This is a genomic window from Neobacillus drentensis, assembly GCF_036965645.1.
GTDB lineage: Bacteria > Bacillota > Bacilli > Bacillales > Cytobacillaceae > Neobacillus > Neobacillus drentensis_D.
In genome coordinates, this window is record NZ_JBALPZ010000210.1 from 1 (window position 1) to 16,398 (window position 16,398).

General features: G+C 36.2%; 13 protein-coding genes. 8 read left to right on the plus strand and 5 right to left on the minus strand.

What is annotated here, in order from left to right:
* The first annotated feature begins 80 nt into the window (after positions 1-80).
* The 5 genes from V7266_RS28395 to V7266_RS28415 all read left to right on the plus strand — a co-directional run bounded on the left by V7266_RS28395 (position 81) and on the right by V7266_RS28415 (position 8,572).
* Positions 81-254 (plus strand): hypothetical protein, encoded by a 174-nt coding sequence (locus V7266_RS28395; RefSeq protein WP_335472567.1) that lies wholly within the window; start codon positions 81-83, stop codon positions 252-254.
* A gap of 239 nt (positions 255-493) precedes the next feature.
* Positions 494-2,269 carry a DNA/RNA non-specific endonuclease gene (locus V7266_RS28400; protein WP_335472568.1) on the plus strand — a complete coding sequence of 592 codons (1,776 nt, stop codon included), beginning with the start codon at positions 494-496 and terminating at the stop codon, positions 2,267-2,269.
* Positions 2,270-2,892: 623 nt separating this feature from the next.
* The gene (locus V7266_RS28405) at positions 2,893-4,638 is read left to right on the plus strand and encodes an SGNH/GDSL hydrolase family protein (protein ID WP_335472569.1); all 1,746 of its coding nucleotides are present in this window, start codon (positions 2,893-2,895) and stop codon (positions 4,636-4,638) included.
* An 88-nt stretch (positions 4,639-4,726) separates the two neighbouring features.
* Positions 4,727-7,669: a glycosyl hydrolase 115 family protein gene (locus tag V7266_RS28410; protein ID WP_335472570.1), complete on the plus strand. Its 2,943-nt coding sequence runs from the start codon at positions 4,727-4,729 to the stop codon at positions 7,667-7,669.
* A gap of 162 nt (positions 7,670-7,831) precedes the next feature.
* Positions 7,832-8,572, plus strand: a complete 741-nt coding sequence (locus tag V7266_RS28415) for a ZIP family metal transporter (protein ID WP_335472571.1) — start codon at positions 7,832-7,834, stop codon at positions 8,570-8,572.
* 227 nt (positions 8,573-8,799) lie between these two features.
* Here the strand turns inward: V7266_RS28415 and V7266_RS28420 are convergent, their stop codons facing one another.
* Genes V7266_RS28420 through V7266_RS28440 form a run of 5 tightly spaced genes read right to left on the minus strand, consistent with a single transcriptional unit; the run spans position 8,800 to position 13,326 of the window.
* Entirely contained in the window at positions 8,800-9,831 is a 1,032-nt protein-coding gene (locus V7266_RS28420) for an ATP-grasp domain-containing protein (RefSeq protein WP_335472572.1), read from the minus strand.
* The gene (locus tag V7266_RS28425) at positions 9,824-10,513 is read right to left on the minus strand and encodes a WbqC family protein (protein ID WP_335472573.1); all 690 of its coding nucleotides are present in this window, start codon (positions 10,511-10,513) and stop codon (positions 9,824-9,826) included. Before V7266_RS28425 ends, V7266_RS28420 begins: the two co-directional genes overlap by 8 nt.
* Positions 10,510-11,361, minus strand: coding sequence for a UDP-3-O-acyl-N-acetylglucosamine deacetylase (locus tag V7266_RS28430; RefSeq protein WP_335472574.1), 852 nt, complete (start codon positions 11,359-11,361; stop codon positions 10,510-10,512). The genes V7266_RS28425 and V7266_RS28430 overlap by 4 nt, the downstream gene beginning before the upstream one ends.
* A gap of 15 nt (positions 11,362-11,376) precedes the next feature.
* Complete coding sequence (locus V7266_RS28435) at positions 11,377-12,348, minus strand: CgeB family protein (protein ID WP_335472575.1); 972 nt, start codon at positions 12,346-12,348, stop codon at positions 11,377-11,379.
* A 9-nt stretch (positions 12,349-12,357) separates the two neighbouring features.
* Positions 12,358-13,326 (minus strand): peptidoglycan bridge formation glycyltransferase FemA/FemB family protein, encoded by a 969-nt coding sequence (locus tag V7266_RS28440; RefSeq protein WP_335472576.1) that lies wholly within the window; start codon positions 13,324-13,326, stop codon positions 12,358-12,360.
* A gap of 222 nt (positions 13,327-13,548) precedes the next feature.
* Between V7266_RS28440 and V7266_RS28445 the strand changes: the two genes are divergently transcribed.
* The 3 genes from V7266_RS28445 (at position 13,549) to V7266_RS28455 (ending at position 15,859) form a co-directional block, all read left to right on the plus strand.
* Positions 13,549-13,704 (plus strand): hypothetical protein, encoded by a 156-nt coding sequence (locus V7266_RS28445; RefSeq protein WP_335472577.1) that lies wholly within the window; start codon positions 13,549-13,551, stop codon positions 13,702-13,704.
* Between the two features lie 89 nt (positions 13,705-13,793).
* Positions 13,794-14,906, plus strand: coding sequence for a DegT/DnrJ/EryC1/StrS family aminotransferase (locus tag V7266_RS28450; RefSeq protein WP_335472578.1), 1,113 nt, complete (start codon positions 13,794-13,796; stop codon positions 14,904-14,906).
* Positions 14,894-15,859 carry a Gfo/Idh/MocA family oxidoreductase gene (locus V7266_RS28455; RefSeq protein WP_335472579.1) on the plus strand — a complete coding sequence of 322 codons (966 nt, stop codon included), beginning with the start codon at positions 14,894-14,896 and terminating at the stop codon, positions 15,857-15,859. Before V7266_RS28450 ends, V7266_RS28455 begins: the two co-directional genes overlap by 13 nt.
* The last annotated feature ends 539 nt before the right edge of the window (positions 15,860-16,398 follow it).

The window sequence follows — 16,398 nt, forward strand, 5'->3', positions numbered from 1 at the left end:
ATATATAACAAAATGGAAAAGTTTTTTATTAACAATATTCAAGTATAAGGAATATGATAAAAAAAGTGAGGTGGAGATGTATGTCCGATTTAAATCCAGGTTCTAATGTAACGGCTCATTTTATGGACGGGACAGCCGTAGAATTTAAACTTATTTCTTTACATGTTACTTATTTTGTAGGAATAAATAGCTTTGGACATACGGTTTTAGTTCCTTTTGACAATGTTAAGTATTTAGAAAGAAACGCGCTCTAAGGAAGAGAAGCGTTTTTCTTTTTTATTTAAAAGGAACGTTTGTTCGTGTATAATAGGGGTATAAAGAAACGGGGTGATGACACAATGGCTAATCGCGTTCGATGCGCTAAGAAGTGACAGTTCACCTTTGTAATGCCGTAGCAAATAAAGATGTAGCGTGATTATTGGAAGGATCAGGAGTAGCTGTATTAAACTGAATATTCGCAAAGATTTTTATTACTATTTTAGGAGGGCAAAATATGTCTATTATACGGTTAAATGATTTTCAAAGATTTAATCAGGACCTTGTATCTATTCAGCAACAACAAGCACTAAAACGTTACATTGAACGTTCAAACGAGCGAGAACGAACGGTTGATATCCTAAATAGTAAGAATCCATCGGAAATAGATACACCAGAGAGAATTTCTATTCGAAAGAAAATAATAAACCCTCGTGATGGACTAGCTTTTGAACGGATATTTGGCGAGAATGATTTATTTCCTATTTCTTATTTTGAAGCAGGGCTTAAAGCAGCAAAGCCTGTCTGTAGAATTGAGGTGCGTGATAGAATTGGTCGAATCCTTGGACACGGCACTGGTTTTCTTGTTTCTTCCAATCTATTACTAACAAATAATCACGTATTAGAAAACGAGGATTCTGCTCTTTTTAGTGTTGCACAATTTAATTATGAAATGGATCTTGATCAAAAGGAACGTCCGATTAAAAGCTTCCGATTTAAACCCAATATTCTATTTATTACGGACCAGAAGTTAGATTTTACTTTAGTAGCCATTGAAGAAATTTCAGCAGATGGGTCGAAATCCAGTGATTTTGGATTCTTACCATTATTTCCTCAAAAAGGGAAGGTTTTACTTGGTGAATATGTATCAATTATTCAACATCCATCAGGCGCCCCAAAAGCTGTAGCCCTTAGAGAAAATAAAATTACTGATATATTTGATGATTATATCCATTACTCAACAGATACACAGCCAGGTTCTTCTGGTTCCCCCGTTTTTAACGATCAATGGATAGTAGTTGGTCTACATCATGCAGGTGTTCCAGATCCTAATGATAATACTAATTTCATAACCAATGAGGGGATCAGAATTAGTAGCATTTTAAAATTTGCTATGGAGCAGAGTGTAAATTTAAGTGATGAAAAAAAAGCCTTAATTGATAGCATTGTTAATAATAGGGAAGGCATTGAGACAAAAACTGAAGAGTGGCATGAATTTTTGACTGGTTATAATACTAAATTTCTTGGTGACAACTATGAAGTACCTCATCCCAAATTTCGTTCTGATCTTAAACAAGACATAGTAACACAGCGGAACGGTGATACTGTGTTAAACTATACACATTTTTCAATAGTTATGAGTAAGTCCAGGCGTTTAGCTTATTATACAGTAGTTAACATTGACGGGAAAAATCTAGTGAACATTGGTCGTGAAAATAAATGGAACTTTGACCCGCGTATTGAAGAAAAATATCAGTGCGGACCAGAACTTTATGAAAATAATGATTTTGATAAAGGTCATCTCGTACGCCGAAGAGATCCTGTTTGGGGAGATACTGCAGATGAGGCAAATAAGGATACATTTCACTATACGAATTCTTCTCCACAACATAAAGATTTAAATCAGAAAACATGGTTGGATTTAGAAGATTATATTTTAGAAAACGCTGAAAAATTAAATCTAAAAGTGACAGTATTTACAGGTCCTGTATTTCGGGGAGACGATATAATCTATCGAAACATTCAAATACCTGCAGAATTTTGGAAAGTTGCTGTTATGGTTAAGGAAAATAGGGAACTATCTGCGACTGCCTATTTGCAAACTCAAAAAAATTTAATCGTTAATTTGGAATTTGCCTATGGAGAATTTAAAACCTACCAAGTTAAAGTTTCAACTATTGAAAACTTAACTGGTCTCGACTTTGGGAACCTAAGAAATCACGACCCAATGGAACGAATTGAAACTACTGCAGTAGGTCGCGTTATTAATAACTCTAAAGATATTCTTTTCTAAATATTGTTTAAGCATAAACTCCCTCTGTTTCCGCATTCTAAAATGATAAGAATTACTTAATGAGCTGCTCAAACTGCTGGCAGCTTCTTTTTGCATGTTCTAGAATATATGTGTATAGGTGTCCATTGTAATCCCAATTGTCGAATGTCAGAATTGTTCAGAAACGACTTTAGGGTGAATGCCTTGCTACAGCATTAATGCCGCGCGGGTGTGCTTAGGTTATGAAATCGTATATAAGGCAGATTGGTTCGACCTATAATCTTATCTATAATTAGTTTACTAATTAATAATAAAATAAAGCGATTTCAAAAATGCATTGACCTTTCTGAAAATAATAATAAAATAATTACATATAAATATAAATTAGTTCATTTATATTAGTTACCCAAAAAGGGGGGGGAGAGATTTGGCGAACTTAACAAACAAACACATTAGTTGTTAATGGTTTGTTTGTTGATTAGTCAAACTAAGTGAATCTAAAAACTGTAATAATGAAAAGGTTGTTTTTCCCTTTAAATATAACCTAGATGCTCCCATTGGAGTGGAAGCAGATGTCTATTATGAAAATTCACTAAATTATGTGTCATAAAAAAATAGATAATTCTTAGGAGAGTTAGGTAAGTATGACTGAAAAAAGTAGATTAATAATAAATGACGGTAGAAATGATAATTTCAAGGCATCAAAAGATCCAGTAGCAAAAAGGGATAGTTTTTTCGTTATGCTTGAAAAAGTGATTGAGGCCACTCCCCGTAATGAAGGCAAGCCCTCACAGGAAATTTATTTAGATGGAGAACGTTTAAAAAGTATTGCAAAACTTGTAGGTGGCGTGAAAGATGAGGAAATTTTGACTCTTCTTGATCATTGTGAGGGATTTCATAAGCTGGTTCACAGTATAGGTGTCATAATAAAAACAGGGAATCACGATGCAGGAAAAATCAATTTTGTATTACAAAATTATGGAAAAGAGAAAAAATATGAAACTGGAACACTACTAAGAATTCCGTGTTCAACAGATGGAACCGAAACGATTTTAGAACTTGGAGATTTCCAATGGTCCCAAGATGATGATGTTCCTGGTAAATTTGCCTTTGAATTTGACCATCCTGGTGAACTAGCAACAGCAAGTGTCAAATTCTATCTTCAAGATGCCTATAAGGTACCTGAGATATCGTTGGAACCACCGGTCGAATTCGGCTCAAAAGGTTATCAGGCCATAATTAAGAAATCCCTATTAAGCAAAGGAAACAATCATAGATTAAAAGCAGCCATTGAAAAAGCAGAAAGAGGCGAGGATGTAACCATCGCATACATAGGGGGCTCCATTACTCAGGGTGCTGGTGCAAAACCAATCCATACTCATTGTTATGCTTACCAATCTTATTTGAAATTCAGAGAAATGTTTGGGAAAGATGATGGGAAGAATGTCCATTTTGTAAAGGCTGGAGTAGGAGGTACACCATCTGAACTCGGCATGATTCGCTATGAACGGGATATTTTAAGGAATGGAAAAGTAGAGCCGGATATCGTGATTGTAGAGTTCGCGGTAAATGATGCAGGAGACGAAACAAAGGGAATTTGTTATGAGAGCCTATGTTTAAAAATACTTTCTTCGGAAAACAAACCAGCTGTTGTTTTATTATTCAGCGTGTTTGAAAATGACTGGAATCTGCAAGATAGGCTTTCTCCAGTTGGAAAGCATTATGATCTCCCAATGGTAAGTGTAAAGGATGCAGTGGTAGAGCAGTTTAGGCTTACAAAAGAAGAGGGAAACATCATAACCAAGAGACAATTTTTTTACGATATCTATCATCCTACAAATGACGGTCATACAATAATGGCGGATTGTCTTTCTTTTCTATTTTCAGAAACAAAGAAATCCATTAGAGATAGAGAGGACATTAAAATAGATAACTCGCCGGTTATCGGTAATTGCTTTAAGGATGTTCAGTTACTTGACAGGAAAGATAATCGGATAGAGGCAAGGATCGATATGGGCAGTTTTTCGGAAACAGATGACGATTTGCAGATGGTAGAGATGGATGCTAACACTTACGTTACTCCTCAATTTCCAAATAACTGGATGCATACTGCTGCATCGGAAAATGAAAGTTTCAAAATGACGATAAACAGCAGAAGTCTCATACTTGTTTTTAAGGATTCAGGAAGTAGTGAGTTTGGAATAGCGGATATATTTGTGGATGGCCAACATATAAAAACCGCCGACCCACATGAAGTTAACTGGACTCATTGCAATGCAGTCATCTTGTATCAGGAGAATGCCTGCGGGGAACACCAGGTAGAAATCAAGATGGCATCTAATAATGAAGATAAATCTTTTACCATTTTGGGATTCGGATATACCTTGTAACTTTTCATGTCCACCAGAACCGGAATCTTAAAATGGTCATCAAATTCTAATTAAAGTTAAAAACTGCTTTTTAAGAAAGGATTTGTTTATGGAATTCGTAATTAACCAACAAATGTTAAAAAGTGTTTCTGTGACAGATGGTCATACATCCATACTTGGTTCATTATTTTATGCAGAAAAAGAGGCTTTCAGCGGAGTGAAAAGAATAGCCAAAAAGGTTATGCATGATGTGGAGTTGGTTTTCGGATATGCACCACAAGCATCCACAGACAGAACGAAGCTTGGAAGAACTGCTATTTTGTATGGAACGGTGGATTACAGCCCCATGCTTCATGAACTTGATGAGAAAAAGAGAATTGATCTATCTGAAATTAAAGGAAAGAGAGAAGTATTCTTATTTCAAGTCATTAATGATCCATTTGAAGGCGTTGAAAAAGCACTGGTCATTGCGGGAAGTGATAAACGCGGTACAATTTACGGTCTTTTTCACCTGTCAGAGTTGCTTGGTGTTTCTCCGTTGGTAGATTGGTCTGATGTGAAGCCGCGGCGAAAAGATTCATTTTCTTTGAGTGAAAACTACCAATATATCTCTAAGGAACCATCTGTCCGTTACCGTGGCTTTTTTATCAATGATGAATGGCCAGCCTTTGGGAACTGGACGATGAAGAATTTCGGTGGGTTTAATGCAGAAATGTATGACCACGTTTTTGAACTGTTGCTAAGATTAAAAGGAAATTATCTCTGGCCAGCCATGTGGTCAGCTCGTTTCAGTGATGATGGACCTGGTTTAGCAAATGCAGAACTAGCAGATGAATATGGCGTCGTAATGGGGGCCTCTCATCACGAGCCTTGTCTGCGTTATGGAGAAGAATATAAATATCTGCGTGGAGAGAACTCCAAATATGGTGATGCCTGGAATTTTATCACTAACAGAGAAGGCATTATAAAGTTCTGGGAAGACGGTCTGAAGCGCAGCGGTAAATTTGAGAATGTCATTACGGTCGGTATGCGTGGCGAACAAGACACTTCCATCATGGGTAAAGAAGCGACACTGGCAGACAATATCGAATTGCTGCGAGAAGTGATAAAGACTCAAAATCAGTTAATAAAGGAAAATGTGAATTCTAACCTTTCAGTAGTACCAAGAATGCTAGCTTTATATAAAGAAGTGGAACCTTTTTTCTATGGAAGTGAGAATACACCGGGGTTAATGAATTCGGAGGAGCTTGAAAATGTGATTCTGATGCTCTGTGATGATAATCATGGAAACCTCCGGACATTGCCAACAAAAGAAATGCGTAACCATAAAGGTGGTTATGGAATGTATTATCATTTTGATTATCATGGCGGCCCTATTTCGTATGAATGGATTAACAGTTCTTACCTTCCTAAGATTTGGGAGCAGATGAGTATGGCTTACGACTTTGGTGTTCGGGATTTATGGATTGTTAATGTAGGTGATATTGCTACACAGGAATTCCCGTTATCTTTTTTTCTAGATTTGGCTTATGATTTTGAAAAATGGGGAACTAGTGCGATTAATAAGACGGATATTTATACAATGCAATGGATTCAAAAACAATTTGTTGGTGTATTCTCTGAGGATGATATGAAAAAAGTATTTGAGCTGCTCACAGGTTACACAAAGATTGCTCATAACCGCAGACCCGAGCACATGAATGCAGATATCTATCATCCTGTGAACTACTTGGAAACGCATCATACATTACAGCAAATAGATTACCTTTTGGATATTGCTGATGATCTATATAAGTTTGTAGATTCTAAGAACTTGCCAACTTATTTCTCACTTGTCTATTATCCTGCTGTAGGAAATCTAAATTTGCAGAAGATGTGGTTGCTTACTGGGAAAAACCATTATGATGCAAAGTTGGGTAAAATGGAAGCAAACAGACTGGCTGATCAGATTAGAGAATGCCTGAAAAGGGATAGGGAGCTAGTGGAGCAGTATCATACGATAGATAATGGTAAATGGTATGGAATGGGACTGTCTGAGCATATCGGTTTTACTCGCTGGAATGAAGATGAATGCCAGAACCCTATACCAATGCACGTATTACCGGCTAATAAGCCAAGACTGGTAGTTTCAGTGGATGGGACGGATCAGCAATCTGAGGGCAGCGCATGGCATAAAAATAAAGTCTACTTAAATGACTTCCTGCAGCCGGATATTGAGGAAGCTTCATTTACTATTTCTAGTCTTAGTGATATGAATGCGGATTTTAAGATTACTTGCGAAAAGCAGTGGCTGATGTGTTCAAAAATGAACGGCAGCTTAGATGGGAAAGAAAAAACAATGGAAGTCATTACTGTAACGATTGATCGCAGTACGATGAATGATGACACAGAAGGCAGTATTGTAGTGGAGATGCCGTGTGGTATCTGTACAATCATTGTAAACGCATCGAAGAATGATTTTAGTGAATTACCTAATATGACCTTTGTCGAGACCAATGGATATATTTCCATAGAAGCTGAACATTATTTTCTGAATAAGGAAGCAACAAATCAGCAGGGGAATGTTAATAGATTTCAAGTGCTTCAGGGATATGGCAAGACATTATCCGCAATGAAGGCTTTTCCAACAACGGAATATTTTACTGTAGAAAAGGACGCACCGTATCTGGAATATCATTTCGTAGTACAGGAAGCTGGGGTTTATGAATTGGAATTATATAGGCAGCCTTCTAATCCGGTCTCTAAAGATAGTACGTTATACTGTGGAATACAAGCAAACGAGGATGACATTAACATAGTTAATACACTTCCAGAAGGATATCGCGTTGATGATAATAACTGGGCAGTTGGTGTGCTAGATAATATCCACAGGCACTGTAGCATCATAAATTGTAAGGAAGGATTAAACTTCTTAAGGATTTATGCAGTGAGCCCAGGATTTGTATTAGAAAAGCTAGTAATCTATCCGGAAGGTAAGAAACCTGCAAATAGCTATCTCGGGCCGACGGAAACTTATTATGTAGGGAAATGTCTCACAAAGTATAACCGGTAACATTCATGGAAAATTCTATAAACAGACAGGAAAGGAAATTTGGGATTTATAAAATCACCATCATTGATTTTGATTTTAATTCAAAATAAATTTATTCATTGTTATATCAATGAAAGTATCCTCATACATTTTCAACAGGAAAACTAATTAGGAGGAAAAAGTATGAGCACTGTCCTTCTTCTCGTGGTTTTAATTTCTTCCGTTGCTTATATTTCAGGTGGGATGCTAGTTTTAATAAAGAAAAAATGGACACAAAATAGCGTGCTCGCAATTACTGCCATGAGTGCAGGATTGTTATTGTCGATATCTATCCTTGATTTGATACCAGATACTCAAGAACAACTAAATAATAACGGTCTTTATATCATGTTGGGACTCGTGATCATGTATCTTGTTTCCTATCTGACGAGTGTATCTAAAAAGAAGAAATCAGATATGAATGGTTTCAATGAAAGTTCCTTGATGGGAATTTCATTGGGGATGTCTCTCCATAATGTCTTCGAGGGATTATCCATCGGTGTTAGCTATGCAATTAGTGTGAAATTAGGGCTGATGGTTTCCATTGCCTTAATCTTACATAAGATTCCCGAAGGAATAACCTACGCTTCATCGGTTTTTGCCATAATAAAAAATCGAAGAAAAACAGCCATTAATCTTTTCATTCAAGGTTTATTTATTTGGCTTGGTGTTGGATTATCCATTTTGTTATCGTATTTCACAGAAATCAATGAACAGTTTATTGCCATTCCTATTGCCATGACGGCGGGTATGTTCATCTACCTTGGTGGCACGTCCTTACTTCCTGTTGCAAATAAAATCACAAACAGAACTATCCCCCTCTCTTTTGTATGCGGAGTAGTATTTTTCTATATATTCCATAGCATTTCGGGACTTTTAGGGTAAGAATCAAAAAGGGTTGCTGCACTTAGCGACCCTTTTTGGTTGTACAGATTGGTTTACTAGCTCATAAACATGAATGAAGTGTTTGATTAAAACAGAAGTGTTAAATTAAGGTATTTTCAAGAACTTTCATGCCGTTTAAGAAGAAGTTTGGGTTCGCTGTGGCAGTTCTTTTTGTTGATGTGTAAAATATTCATCTTGATGCCAAGACCAGCTAATCAAAAAATTTTTTATTCCTTGATATCATTTAATAATGAACTCTGGGTCTTTAATTTTTCTAATTCTTCTGTTGGAACTAAATAATCTGTGTATTGCCGAATCACACTAGCTTTTAGTATTTGTCTTTCAGGAAGGCTTTCATGTAATACTTCAGCCTTCAGGATAATTTCCGCTTCATTTACACCTAAAAGAGTACGCATTCCGGTTGAACTGCTGAATCTGGGGTTAATTTCAAAGATGTAGGGTTTTCCATTCCACATTCGAAGTTGAAAGTTACATGGACCATATGGTTTCAGGGCTATTGCGACTTTTTCGCAGTAATCTGTAATATCCTTATAATCGTCAGAGATTGCAGTCATCGTAATGCCGTCCTGCAACTGTCTTTTTAATGCAATGGATGATAAAACCTTTCCATTTGTTCCACAACAAACTCCTACGGTAAATTCATTTTGCTCATCAGGAAGAAATTGCTGAAGAATCATATCTTTTTTCTCGGAAATAACCTGCTTAAAATAAATTAAATCATTAACTAGATGAATGTCCTCTGAACCATTACCATGTCTTGGTTTTACAATAAAAGGAAAGCCCACATCCTCAATAAATGATTGAATTTTTTCGTTATCTTCTGGGTAACGAATCGTTTTTGGATAGGGAAAATTATGTTTATCTAGAAATTGGATCGTATTCCATTTATCATTGCATATGGATAAAACATCTTGCGGGTTAGAAAATACCTTACACTTTATTTCCTTTTCAATTAAACCTTTGTTCCGACAGTAAAAAGAAAGCTCTTGTGATGAAGCGATAAAAATGGCATCTATTTTTTCCAATCTCATGATTTCTAGCAATCTTTTTAAATAGGGCTGTTCATCCTTAACATGAGGTACTATATAGCTGTGATGGGCTAAATAGAGCCCCAGGGCATAGGGCTGGGTATCAGTAGCGATTAGCTTAACATTTAACTTGGATTTTAGTAAGGACTTAATAACTGCTACTCCATAGACCGATCCAGAACCGGTAATGAGCACATTTAATTTATTCATAAATCACCTGCTTAGGAATAAATTCTTTGCTCTTTGGACCGCAGTTAAATAGCAAATCAATAACTGATAGATTAGGAATAAACTCTCCCCATAGTTGAGGATAAACAGGGGGTTCAAATTTCTGGTAAACCAGTCGTATTTGATTTTTCTCAAAATCTTTTTCATCATTATACGCTTTGGCTCCAGTCCCTGATAGATAAACCGTCGCATTGAAAGCTTTACAAATGTTAATAATTTTTTCTCCCTTTTGGCCAGGAATTCCTTCAAGCTCTGAAGTTCGAATAATAGGAGTTTTTATTTCTAGAACTGTTCGAATGATTTCTATTAGTTGTAAGTTAAAGTCCGCCAATTTTTCATTTGGATTTTCAAAAATAGGCAAAAAGAGATGTTGATACTGTTTCCAAAATGGGGCCCTGGCATAGCTTCTTTGAATAGATCCCCAATGTTTTTGGGACCAATTACCATCGTTAAACATTGTCACGTCTTTAATTTTGCCTTTTTTATTTGCTAAAGGAACACTCAATAATCTGGGGCCATCTGGGCTTTTTATTTTGTTTTTATTCGTGATTGCCGTTCTTGAAAGGTCTACATCATCGAGAATAATAAACAAATCACTGGATAACATTTTATGAAAATACCCGATCCAAGGGATGTAATTAGGCTGATGGATGGAAATAATCATCGCAAGTCACTCCCCAAATCGCTTATTATTTTTTGGGCCATTTTGATATTGGTTTTGTGTCCTGATCTTATTCCGATAAAGTGCCCTTTAACAGAATGGCCTAATGTGCTTATATCCCCTAATAAATCGACCAGTTTATGTCTTGCTGGCTCATTGTCCCATCTAAGCTGATGATCCGTTCCACCGGAAATAACCAGACATTGATCCATTGCGTTACCAATTAATTTTTTAACAAGATCAACCTCATCATCCATAATATAAGACCTGGCAGATGATAGTTCAGAAACGAAGTCTAAGGCAGTTGTCAATTTGTAATGGGCAAGCTGTCTTGGAAGCTTTTTGCTGGGATAATCAAGCAAATAAGTATAAGTAGGTTCTGCTGCAGGTAAAGCGATTAACATACTGTCATAGCGCTGCCCATTATAATAAAAAGAATCAAAGACCCATTGTGGCTCTGTTATCGTGATAAATAGTTTTGGCTTAGATTGAGTGATGACTTCAGCTCGTAATAGCGCATCAACGAAGTCCTTACAGCTAAATTGACTGACCACAGGAATATGCGGGCTGTCCAGATGTACTTTAATGTTATCAATACCTAAACCTGTAATAGCGGCTAATATGTGTTCTGTATGTTCAATCCTGTTGTTATTTTTCACAAGTGATGTCCAACGGGAATCAGACTGAGCTAAGGATGCTTTACATTCTATTTCTGGTTTTCCTTGTAGATCATCACGGACAAATACAATACCAGAACCAGGTGGAGATGGAAAAAAGGTGACTGTCGAATGGATTTCACCGGTAATGGACATTCCGCTGCATTGAACTGACTTTTTTATTGATTTCTGCATATGGAGATCCCTGCCTTATCCTGATGATTTCCTCACTACCTTCAAAATTTCTTTAGCACGGTGTGTGTAGGTATGATTCGAGTAAACTTCCTTCTGTCCCAATTTTGCTATAGCCCTTCTTTCATCCTCATGTGTAAGATAATAATCAACTAACTCTAAGGTTTCTTTTGGAGAAGATGAACAAACAAGATGCTTATTCTGAATAAATAATTCTTCAACGGCAGGGGTAAGTGGTGTAAGCAGAAATCCCTGAGATGCTGGAACCTCAAATGTTCGTGAGTTTAATTCTGTATAAGTGTTTTGAAATCCGAGAACGATTTTTGCAGTGCTATAAACATCGTTTGTTTCTAAATATGGAATTTTTTGCTTCAGAAATTTAGATGGTACGTCAAAGCCGAGGATATTGGGATCCACCTTCTCCCAGCGGCTGCCCCAAATTTTTACGTTATAATCTTTTTCAAGCAATGGTTGTAAGAGAATTTGGACGCTATTTTTCCGGTAAGAACTCCAGGTTACTCCTGCAGTGGCCACAATAGCAATGTCACAAGAATACTGATCTTGCTTGGTGCCTGGTTTGTGGAAATCAGGATTACATGCCCATGTGAGGTGATGAGCTGAATAACCCAGATTTTTATAATAAGGAATCGATGCCCGGTCGATTGTAAAAATATAATCGGGATGTGTGGTTTCGATATAATACAAAGACCATTTTTCACGCCAACGAGGATCTTCTGTTGCCCAATAAGCATGTTTCACTCCATATTTTTTCAGAAGCCGGTGGAGGAGCTGTAATTTGACTCTTGTATGAATTTTTGTCCATCCAGCTGTTACCGCCAAATCAGGTTCAAATTCCTTAAGTGTCTTTTCTAATTCATCTTCTTGAATATCTGTCAATATTTTGACGGTACAGCCATTCTTTTCAAATCCGGAAGGAAGCCCTAATAAATATTGTTTTGCTGCTTCAATAAACAGGATTTTCAAATTCATCACCCAATTTCATAAAGTTAACTTGTAGGTTTCACGTAAAACACCACGTCCGCCAAAGCCTTCTTTAAACTTAAATAATCCTTGATTCACTGCTTTCCCTTTTTTCTCAGTGGAAATACCCCAATCCACAAAGTGGAACCCTTCGTTTACCCCCCAATGGATAAGTGTACTGAAAACAAGGTTTAAAGGTCTAACGTGCTGGAATTTTTCATCATGGCAAATATAAAAACAATTTAATACACTACTGTTAAGTATAAAAACCAACACGCCAGCTATCATTTTTTCCTCGTAAAAGGCAGAAAAAAGTTTAATTTTTTCTGGAAATCTTTTTGAAAGATCAATGATCTCATTGTAGGTGTGAGTAGGGAGAGTGTTATGTCTTTTGCTTAAATTAGACTCTAATATTTTCCAATAACTAGCAAGATCGTTACTTTCTTTTACAATAACTCCTCTATTTATTGCTTTGTTCCTATTTCTAATCGCATTTTTTTCCATATGAAGTTCATAATTTTCGATATTTTTGAGTGGGAGGGCGGTTGCTAATTCTGAGATTTCAGGAGAAAAACCGAAATATCTTAATGAAAAATCAATTTCATCAGAAGGCCAGGAATGGTAGATGCGGGGAACCATTTTCATTTCAATGGCTTTTACCCCCATACCCTTGCAGTGTTCAATCAAGAGAGGGATTAGCGATAGTGCTTTTTCAGTGTCAAATGTTTGATTAATGATTATCCCACCATGTGAGGCTCCTGGATGAGAACAAAAAATGGATGAATTATTTTCGGACTTTAATGCTGCGGGGATTACCGCGACAATCCGATCTTGGGTGTCAAATATCATTAAGGAACAATCATGGAATTTTCCTTTGGAGTGATAATTAAGGAATTTGCGTTGCTGCATAAATGTTCCATTTTTTGAATTTTGAACAAAGCTATCCCACTTGCTCTCATAATCATCCGTGAAGGTTTTTATTTTCATTTTATATCACCAGTACATATGAAATGTATTCCTTTACTTTTAATACTGTTAGTTAAAAAAACGAAATTTCTCGTTAGTTTATTCTAGAACTTCTTCCTGAGTGACGTACAAAAAGGAATTTCATTTTAATTAAGATCTTTTCTCACCAAAGGAAGATTACGTACATATTACTAACAAAGTATATGGTATATGAGTAGTTCCTACAAAGAGAGGTTATTAGAAATGACAAAAGAACATCTTCATTCCTCAATGCCAAGAGAACCAAAAGGTCCAAAAGGTCCAAAAGGTCCAAAAGGCCCAAAGGGCCCAAAGGGTCCAAAAGGTCCAAAACCGCCAAAACCGCCACATTTTCCACCTCCATCAGATGCGGATTATTAAACAAACTTTCAAAAACGGATTTCTAAAAGCTATTGTTTTATTGATGAGGCACTTCATCAGGAATTAAAAGCAGATAGAGGTGAGAGAGAATGATTCCTCTTGTTGATATAAAAACTGAATATGAAAATTTAAAAATTGAATTGAACCGAGCAATCCAGGAAGTGTTAGAAAGCAGCTGTTTTATATTGGGGGCAAAAGGAGAAAAATTGGAGAAAGAAATTTCTCAATATATTGGTGTTGACCATGCGGTGGGAGTGGCAAATGGTACGGACGCACTTCTATTATGTTTAGAAGCTTTAAATATCGGAAGCGGAGATGAAGTGATTACAACTCCTTTTACTTTTTTTTCTACTGCAGAAGTAATTGCAAGGGTGGGGGCGACACCGGTATTTGTCGATATTGATCCAAAGACGTTTAACATGAATCCCGATTTGATTGAAAGTGTAATCACAAAAAAAACGAAAGCTATTATGGTTGTTCATTTATTTGGTCAATCTGCGGATATGGATTCGATTTTGACCATTTCTCGTAAGCATAACCTTCGTGTTATAGAGGATGCCTGTCAATCCATAGGAGCTTCCTACCAAGGGAAAAAAGTTGGTTCATTTGGTGATTTTGGATGTTTTTCTTTCTTTCCCTCCAAAAATTTGGGTGCGTATGGTGATGGCGGAATGATTGTAACGAACAATGGTGACTTATTTAGAAAATTAAAATTACTGAGGAACCATGGCAGTTCAGAACGATATGTCCATACACATATTGGATTAAATAGTCGATTAGATGAAATACAAGCTGCGATTCTTAATGTGAAATTCAAATGGTTAGATGTATGGAATAATCGTCGAAAAGAATTGGCGGAAAAATATTCACTGAAATTAGCGGAAACTGTCCAAGTCCCAGTTAGAGCAGAAGATAGGGAACACATCTATCATCAATATTGTATAGAGACCGATCAACAAGAACAATTAGGCCAATTTCTAAAACAAAAAGAAATTGCAACAGGCATCTATTACCCCATACCGCTCCATCTCCAAAAAGCTTTTTTTCATCTTGGATATAAAAATGGTCATTTTCCGGTTTCGGAGAGATGCGCCAAAAGAATTTTGGCTTTACCAATAAATCCCATGATGACACAAAAACAACAAGACTATATTATAGCAGCAATAAAAGAATTCTTTGGTGATCAGTCATGCCCCCAATAAAAATAGGGGTTGCGGGCGTTGGAAGTATGGGAGTTAATCATTGTAAGGTCCTACACATGCTGAAAAAAGCAGATTTTATCGGAGTATTTGATATTGACCAGAAAAGAAGTGAAAAAGTAGCAAAAACATTTGGAGTTCAAAGTTTTTCGTCTTTCAAAGAACTCATCAATACGGTTGATGCTGTCATCATAGCCGTCCATACATCCCATCATTTTTCATTAACGATGCAAGCGATTCAGAAAGGTAAGCATGTCTTGGTTGAAAAACCATTTGTGTCTTCGTTACAGGAAGCTAAAAAAATAATCAATGCGGTGGATAAAGGGTCAGTAGTAGTTCAAGTTGGTCATGTTGAACGTTTTAACCCAGCTTTCACACAGCTATCAAAGCTTATTAACACCGAGAATGTGATTTCTCTTGAGACTAGGAGATTTGGAGTACCGAATAGAAGTATTGAAACAGATGTAATCCTAGATTTAATGATTCATGATATTGACCTTATTTTACATTTAGTTACTAGTCCAATTTTAACTGTGAACGCTGTAGGCTATTTCATCGAAGATGGTAATCAGCTAGAGGCTGCTTCAGCACTAATATCCTTTCAAAACGGGTGTTTCGCATCCTTGCTATCAAGCCGTTATTCCTTAGATAAGAAGAGGGAAATAAACGTAACGGAAAAGGATAAGTTCCTTAAAACGAATCTTTTAACAAAAGAGTTATTCGTTTACCATAAATCAGATCTTTCTCCATCAAATAACCCTTCCTACCATGTTGAAAATATTATAGAAAAAATTATAATCCCTCATCAAGAAACACTTTATTTAGAAATTGAACACTTTATACAATCCATACAATTCAGGCAGTCTCCATTAGTAGGTGTCCATGATGCCTATAAGGTGCTTGAAATAGCGGTAAAAATAAAAGATCAGATTGAAAAAGGTAAAAATCAGGGATAAAGCATTGAATTTAGGGGTTAATAATTATTTTTTTGAAAAGTTGTGAATTTGTACAAAACAGGCAGCTGTCAAAAAGACTGGTGTCTATTTTTTTTAGTGAATAATTTGGCTGTTTTTTTATTAAAAATGGAAATTAAAAAATATTATAAGTTTGGGTGAAAATGGAAGAGCTCATTTTTAGAGTAGATCTTTAAGGAGAAATATTAGCAAAGCAAAAAATCCCTTTTGTAATATGACCTTTGTCCGTTTTCACTTTACATAATGGTTCATATGATATAGCATTTATTTTCTTTATATAACTTTTTGTCCTTTCTGACACCCATAATTATTATCGGAATCACCCTGATATATCTCCTGATTTGGTAATCTTGTTAGGCGATATTGAGTTTAACGAAATAAGAGCAATTGAAAAAAAATATAACTGTCCTATAGTCGGAATTTTGGGTAATATACTTTCTACACGGCCACCTTCACAAACCATCATCTTATATAATAGAGAATACAAACGTCATCATATCCGTATATCCATATAAAATTAT